Origin of the sequence: Sphingobacterium bovisgrunnientis (assembly GCF_009829085.1) — a bacterium.
GTDB lineage: Bacteria > Bacteroidota > Bacteroidia > Sphingobacteriales > Sphingobacteriaceae > Sphingobacterium > Sphingobacterium bovisgrunnientis.
Window position 1 is genome coordinate 1 of record NZ_WUQY01000060.1, and the last position, 7878, is coordinate 7878.

Below are 7878 nucleotides of genomic sequence, written 5' to 3' on the forward strand. Positions count from 1 at the left end.
ACTGCTGTCTTCCAATTATAATTCATCTATCTAATTTTTTTATGAGGTTTACTGTATACTTATTTTTACTGTTGTTTTATTTGTCATTACCTAATGAAATTTTTGCTCAACAGAAGATTTCGTTAGCCGGAGAATGGAATTTTTCATTAGATCAGAGCGATGTTGGGGTTAAGGAGCAATGGTTCAATCAATCGTTAAAGGATAAAATACGCCTTCCGGGATCTTTGGCTGAGCAAGACAAAGGTGATGAAATCACGTTGAATACAAAATGGACAGGATCTATTTATGACAGTTCGTTCTATTTCAATCCCGCATTGGAGAAATTTAGGCAGCCAGGCAATATTCATATTCCATTTTGGTTGACACCGGTTAAACACTATGTAGGGGCTTCTTGGTTTCAGAAAAATGTTGTAATTCCATCGAAATGGAAAAATAATCATATCACACTTTACCTTGAAAGAACGCATATCGAAACTAGAGTTTGGATAAATGAGAAGGAAGTTGGACTTCAAAACTCACTAGTTGCGCCGCATATCTACGATATTACAGCATATCTGAAAAGTGGAAATAATCGCATAACTATCCGAGTAGATAATCAAATAAAAGAGATAAATGTTGGTCCTGATTCACATAGCATTTCAGATCATACACAGGGAAATTGGAACGGGATTATCGGAAAAATAGCACTTCAATCAGAGCCATTAGTTCATATTGATGCTGTAGAAATTTATCCAGATTTAGCGAATAAGAAAGCTAAAGTTAAAGTCAACATATCCAATAATTTGAAACAATCTATTATTGGTAAAATCAAACTATCTGCGAAAAGTTTTAATTCCAATGTAAGTCATCAAACAAAGCAAGTTACTGCGACTTACTCTTCCAATACAAATGGACAACTAGAAATAGATTTGCCTATGGGCGAAGGCATGTTGACTTGGGATGAATTCGATCCAACTTTATATAAATTAAGTATTAGTTTGATAACTGCCAAAGGAGAATCTTCCAAAGAAATACAATTTGGAATGCGCGATTTTAAAATCAATGGAAAGCAGTTTTTGATTAATGGTCGTCCTGTGTTTTTAAGGGGTACGCTGCATAATTGTGAATTCCCATTGACTGGATATCCTTCGACAAAAACTGAAGATTGGTTGAAAATTTTTAGAAAAATCAAAGATTATGGACTTAATCACGTCAGATTTCACTCCTGGTGTCCACCAGAAGCTGCTTTCATTGCAGCTGATATCGTAGGTTTGTATTTACTTCCAGAAGCTCCAAGTTGGCCAAACCACGGTCCGAAAATTGGTTTAGGTCAACCTGTTGATCAATATCTATACGATGAAAGTATTCGCATGGTTGATCACTACGGCAACTATGCGTCATTCGTAATGTTGTCCGCGGGAAATGAACCAGCTGGTAATCAGGTCGCATATTTAAATAAGTTTGTAGATTTCTGGAGAAAACGCGATTCACGAAGAGTTTATACAGGTATGTCTGTTGGGGGGAGTTGGCCTGTTGTTCCAAATGCTGAATTTCAGGTGCGTGGTGGAGTTCGGGGACTTCAATGGAATAGAATGCCAGAAACGTATTCTGATTTCTCTGAACAACTTTCCAAATTTGATGTTCCTTTTGTGGCGCACGAAAATGGTCAATACTGTGTCTTTCCAAATTTTGATGAAATTCAAAATTATACAGGAGCATATCGCGCCAAGAATATGGAAATGTTCAGACAAATTTTAGCTGACAACCATATGCTAGATCAGGCTAAGGATTTTTTGATGGCTTCGGGAAAATTGCAGACACTCGCTTACAAACATGATATTGAACGAATTTTACGTACGCCCAATTACAATGGTTTTCAACTATTAGGCTTGCAAGATTTTCCAGGACAGGGCACCGCATTGGTTGGTGTGTTAAATGCTTTCTGGGAAGAGAAAGGTTACGTCACTGCAGATGAGTATAGAAGATTTAGTAATGAAACAGTGCCATTAGCACAGTTTCCCAAATTTGTATTTTCTAACACTGAAAATTTAAGTGTGGATGTTGTACTATTTCATTCGGGTAGAACCTCGTTAGAGAATGCCATTATTGATTGGGTTATTCGTGATGAAAATGGTGAAATTTCTCATAAGGGAAGTTTTGAAAGTAAATCATATCCCATTGAAAATGGTATTCCGGTAGGAAAGATAAATCAATCTTTACAATCAATAGGAAATGCCAAAGCACTGAAATTGGAAGTCTCGGTTCGCGGTACGTCATTTATAAATGATTGGGATTTTTGGGTGTATCCTTCGGTCAAAAAAGATCGTGGTACATCAGTATATTATACCACTGAATTGGATGATGCTGCAAAAAAAGTGTTGGAGAGAGGAGGGAAGGTGTTTCTGAATGCTGCAGGAAAAGTAGTCAAAGGCAAAGAAGTGGAAATGCACTTTTTACCTGTATTTTGGAATACATCTTGGTTCAAAATGCGTCCACCTCATGTTACGGGCATGTTAATACAAAAAGACCATAAAGCATTTTCTGATTTCCCAACAAGCTATCATTCGCAATTACAATGGTGGGATATACAACATAAGTCTCAAGTGATGAATTTGGAAGATTTTCCAGCCTCTTTTAGACCAATTGTACAACCGATAGATACATGGTTTGTGAGTAGAAGATTAGGATTAATATTTGAAGCTAAAGTTGGAGAAGGTAAAATTGTTGTAAGTAGTGCTGACTTACAGGAGAATTTACAAGGAAAACCAGCATCTTCCCAATTATTTCATTCTATACTAAATTATATGGAGTCAGACAATTTTAATCCAAAAGACAAGCTATCATTAGTAGTTATTAAAGATATTTTTACTACGGAATCACGCACGAAAGTATCGAATTATACAAAGGATAGTCCAGATGAATTAAAGCCAAACTCGAACCAGAATAAGATAAAGTAGTAGGACAGTAAAGGATGGTTTTCTATGATATGTTTCATATATTTTCCTATTCATATAATTTCAAAGGAACCAAATTATGTCTATGAAACATTTATTAATTCGTTATACAAAATTAATAACTACTGTATTATTTCTGCTAGTTGGAGGCGTTGCTCTTGGACAAGTTCGTTCAGTGATACAATTGAATGATGGCTGGTTTTTCAAGCGCGGTTCTATTCCACAAGCCGAACAGATTAACTTTGATACGAAGAATTGGGAAAAGGTTCGTATTCCTCATGATTATGCTATTTTTGGGCCATTTGACAAAGATATAGATAAGCAGATTGTTGCGATAACACAAAATAATGAAAAAGAGGCTACTGAAAAAACAGGTCGCACTGGGGCATTGCCTTATATAGGTGAATCCTGGTATCGTAATACTTTTAAAGTTCCAACATTCAAAAAAGGGAGGCGCGCACTGTTGCTTTTCGAAGGAGCTATGAGTCAGCCTAAAGTTTATTTAAATGGCAAATTAATTGGTCAATGGAATTATGGTTACAGCTATTTCTATTTCGATATTAGTAATGAATTATTAGAAAATCAAGAAAATACATTAGCCGTACATCTTACAAATCCGCCTCAGTCCTCAAGGTGGTATCCAGGAGCGGGATTATATCGTAATGTTTCTTTAATCGTGAATGAAGATATTAGTTTCGAGCAATGGGGAGTTAGTGTGACCACAAAGCAAGTGCAAGATGACTTTGCACAAATACATATTAAATCCGAAGTCATTGGTCAACCTGATTATATCATTACAGAAATTCAGGACTTAAATGGAGGCTTATTAGCCAAAGATTCTACTTCCAACATTTTTGGGAAATATTTCGAACAAGATATTAAGCTTCAAAATCCACAAATTTGGGCTCCAGAAACACCAAATTTGTATGTTGCTGTTTCTAAATTGTTTAAAGATGGTCAGTTGATGGATATTCTTCATTCGCGTTTTGGAATTAGAACCATTGCGTACGTAGCTGGAAAGGGTTTTATGCTAAATGGTAATGTGACAAAATTCAAAGGAGTGTGTTTACATCATGATTTAGGACCATTAGGTACAGCTGTAAATAAAGCAGCGCTTCGTCGGCAAATGGAAATCCTTAAAGATATGGGTTGTAATGCTATTAGAAGTGCACATAATATGCCTTCTATCGAACAATTGGAGTTGGCAGATGAAATGGGCTTTTTGTTTTTGGCAGAAAGTTTTGATGAGTGGGCAAAACCTAAGGTTAAGAATGGCTATGCGAAATTCTTCAATTCGGACGCGGAGAAAGACATTGTCAATTTAGTTCGTGCAACACGAAACCATCCTAGTATTGTGATGTGGAGTTCTGGAAATGAGGTTCCTGATCAGTGGGGGAGTGAAGGTGTTAAAAGAGCGAAGTTTCTACAAGATATTTTTCATAGAGAAGATCCAACTCGTCCTGTTACTGTAGGCATGGATCAAGTAAAGGCTGTTATGGAATCAGGGTTTGGCGTTGTGGTTGATATTCCAGGACTTAACTATAGAACACATCTTTACGAAGAGGCATACCAAAAATTTCCTCAAGGGATGCTGTTAGGTTCAGAAACGGCTTCAACTGTAAGTTCAAGAGGTGTTTATAAATTCCCTGTAGAGAAAGCTAAAAATAAAACGTATGATGATTTACAATCTTCAAGCTATGATCTTGAATCAACGAGTTGGTCTAACCTGCCGGAAGATGATTTTATATTACAGGATGATAAAGATTGGGTGATAGGAGAGTTTGTATGGACTGGCTTTGATTACTTAGGTGAGCCGACGCCGTATGATGAAAAATGGCCTTCCCGTAGTTCTTATTTCGGTATTAATGACCTAGCAGGTTTGCCTAAAGACCGATTTTATTTATACCGCAGTCGCTGGAATACTACGGATAATACTTTACATATTTTACCGCATTGGAATTGGCCCAATCGAATAGGTCAGACAACACCTGTTTTTGTGTATACAAACTTTGACCGCGCGGAGCTTTTTGTAAATGGCAAGAGTATGGGCATACAACAAAAGAATAATTCTACACCTCAGCATCGCTATCGCTTGATGTGGATGGATGTGAAGTATGAGCCTGGAACTTTAAAAGTGGTTGCTTATAACAAAGATGGTTCTACAGCGATGGAGAAAGAAATCCATACTGCCAGAGAGCCATATAAAATTGTATTAGAGGCGGATAGAACAACAATTCATGCAGACAAAGAAGATATATCATTCGTGAAAGTATCAATAGTGGATAAGCAGGGTAATTTATGCCCTGATGCAAATATACCTTTACAATTTGAAGTAAGTGGCGCAGCTAATTTTAGAGCCGTCTGCAATGGCGATCCGACATCTTTAGAATCATTCCATATGCCGGAAATGAAAACCTTTAATGGACAGTTAGTGGTTTTGGTTATGTCCTCTGATAGAGCAGGATTAGCAAAACTTTTGGTAAAAGCAAAAGGTTTGAAACCTGCTCAAGCAAACATTACAGTAAAATAGATATAGGTATTTCCAAATGATTTAGTCCTATTGAATATGCCGTGATTTTTTATTGACTACTTAATTTATCGAAAACTTCAAAAAAAAATATTTTTATCGGTTTGGTTGCTCATTATTTACAATACATATACTCTAAATTAGGTAATGTCTGAAATGCTATGAGTCTAATTTCGTTCGAAACGGCAATTTATTCTGCACGATTGATAGCATCTTACATTTAATACATTTCGCCAAATTATCCTTGGATTTATAAAAAAATATTAAGCCTGAACATTTGTTTCAGGCTTAATATTTTTATTTTTCGATATCTTTTAGATTTGCCATCTTTTGGTATTCTAAGAAGCCTTTAATATCTTCGAAATGCTCACGCACTCGTTTATTACCGAATTCAAAAACTTTAGTTACTAAGCCATCTAAGAAATCACGATCGTGAGAAACTAATATTAATGTCCCATCAAAATCTTGCAATGCATCTTTAATAATATCCTTAGTTTTCATGTCCAAATGATTGGTAGGCTCATCCAAAATCAAAACATTGACTGGTTCTAAAAGTAATTTGATCATCGCCAAACGTGTTTTCTCACCGCCAGACAATACCTTTACCTTTTTATTCATGTCATCACCGCTGAACATAAATGCACCTAACAAATCTTTTATTTTTACGCGTACATCACCAACTGCAATCTGATCTATTGTATCAAATACAGTAAGTTCCCCATCCAATAAGGCAGCTTGATTTTGAGCGAAATAACCGATTTTAGCGTTATGGCCTACTTTTAGAGTTCCTTCAAAATCGATTTCACCCATGATAGCTTTGATCATCGTGGATTTACCTTCTCCATTTTTACCAACGAAAGCTAATTTCTGACCACGCTCGATAACCATATTCGCTTTTTCGAAAACCACATGATCACCATACGATTTAGATAAATCTTCTACGATCACGGGATAATTCCCTGATCTTGGCGAAGGAGGGAATTTCAAACGCAAAGCAGAATTATCAACTTCATCAACTTCAATTATTTCTAATTTTTCTAGCATTTTCACACGCGATTGTACTTGCAATGTCTTCGAATAAGTGCCTTTGAAACGATCGATAAATTCTTGATTATCCGCAATAAATCGTTGCTGTTCTTCGTAAGCTTTGAGCTGATGCGCGCGACGCTCTTTTCGCAATTCAAGATAATGACTGTATTTTGCTTTATAATCATAAATACGCCCCATAGTGACTTCTATAGTACGATTTGTAATATTATCTACGAATGCACGGTCGTGAGAGATGACAATAACAGCTTTTGCAGAATTTACTAAAAAGTCTTCCAGCCATTGAATACTTTCAATATCCATATGGTTAGTCGGCTCATCCAATAGGATTAAATCAGGCTTTTTAAGTAATATCTTCGCTAATTCGATGCGCATTCGCCAACCTCCAGAAAATTCTGAAGTTTGTCTCGTGAAATCTGTACGTTCGAATCCAAGTCCTTTCAAAACTTTTTCAACTTCAGCGTCGTAATTTGTTTCTTCAATTGAGTAAAATTTTTCACTCAATTCGGATACGCGCTCAATTAATTTCATATAATCATCAGATTCATAATCTGTGCGTATGTTCAGTTGCTCATTGATTTCCTCAAGCTCGTCACGCATCTTATATACCTCTTCAAAAGCTTTTGAGGCCTCTTCAAATACGGTGACGTTATCATGTGTTAATAGATGCTGAGGCAAATATGCTATCACTGCTTCTTTCGGGCCAGACACCCCACCAGTTGTAGCTTTGCCAACACCAGCAATGATTTTTAGAAGCGTGGATTTTCCAGCTCCATTCTTGCCCATAAGGGCTATTTTGTCATTTTCATTAATAGAAAAAGATACATCACTAAAAAGAGTTGTGCCTCCAAATGTTACAGAGACATTATTTACATCAATCACAATAGAATTTTTTTTATGAAATGCAAAGATACTACTTATGCAATTTATTTATAACCATTTGCATGAAAATGTAAGAATATCATTAAAACATCTAATTTATTTTTATTGTCAGTCATTAATTGAATTTAATAATTATATTATTTATTTTAATAAAAGTTAAAATATCAATGTGTGATATAATATTCGCTACACCTACTTTTTGTATCAAATTTTTTAAAAAATGTTTGTTAAAAGAAAATTATTTAACACAATAGTGTTTTTTGAAAAACTTTATGTAGGTAAATAGCTACAATTTCAAAAAGAGCCTTCAATAACAATTTTTAAATTAATTTAAATTTATCGTATGGTTTTAGGGTTTAAACTTTAGTGCAAATCCTTAAAATAAATTTTAAAGAAATATCAGAAGCGTCCTAAATAAGGTAAAAAATGGCGGTAATTTATATAGCAGGGATTGCTATATTTAATTTGCAAAAATTCAACTACCGCCAT

Annotated in this window: 3 protein-coding genes; 2 read left to right on the forward strand and 1 reads right to left on the reverse strand. The window is 35.4% G+C overall.

What is annotated here, in order from left to right; genetic code table 11:
• Window positions 1-41: 41 nt before the first annotated feature.
• Window positions 42-2936 (forward strand): exo-beta-1,4-galactosidase, encoded by a 2895-nt coding sequence (locus tag GOQ16_RS16885; protein ID WP_160070371.1) that lies wholly within the window; start codon window positions 42-44, stop codon window positions 2934-2936.
• A gap of 82 nt (window positions 2937-3018) precedes the next feature.
• Window positions 3019-5463, forward strand: a complete 2445-nt coding sequence (locus GOQ16_RS16890; RefSeq protein ID WP_160070372.1) for a DUF4982 domain-containing protein — start codon at window positions 3019-3021, stop codon at window positions 5461-5463.
• A 294-nt stretch (window positions 5464-5757) separates the two neighbouring features.
• Here GOQ16_RS16890 and GOQ16_RS16895 read toward each other — a convergent pair whose 3' ends face one another.
• Window positions 5758-7389, reverse strand: coding sequence for an ABC-F family ATP-binding cassette domain-containing protein (locus tag GOQ16_RS16895; RefSeq protein WP_160070373.1), 1632 nt, complete (start codon window positions 7387-7389; stop codon window positions 5758-5760).
• Between the last annotated feature and the right edge of the window lie 489 nt (window positions 7390-7878).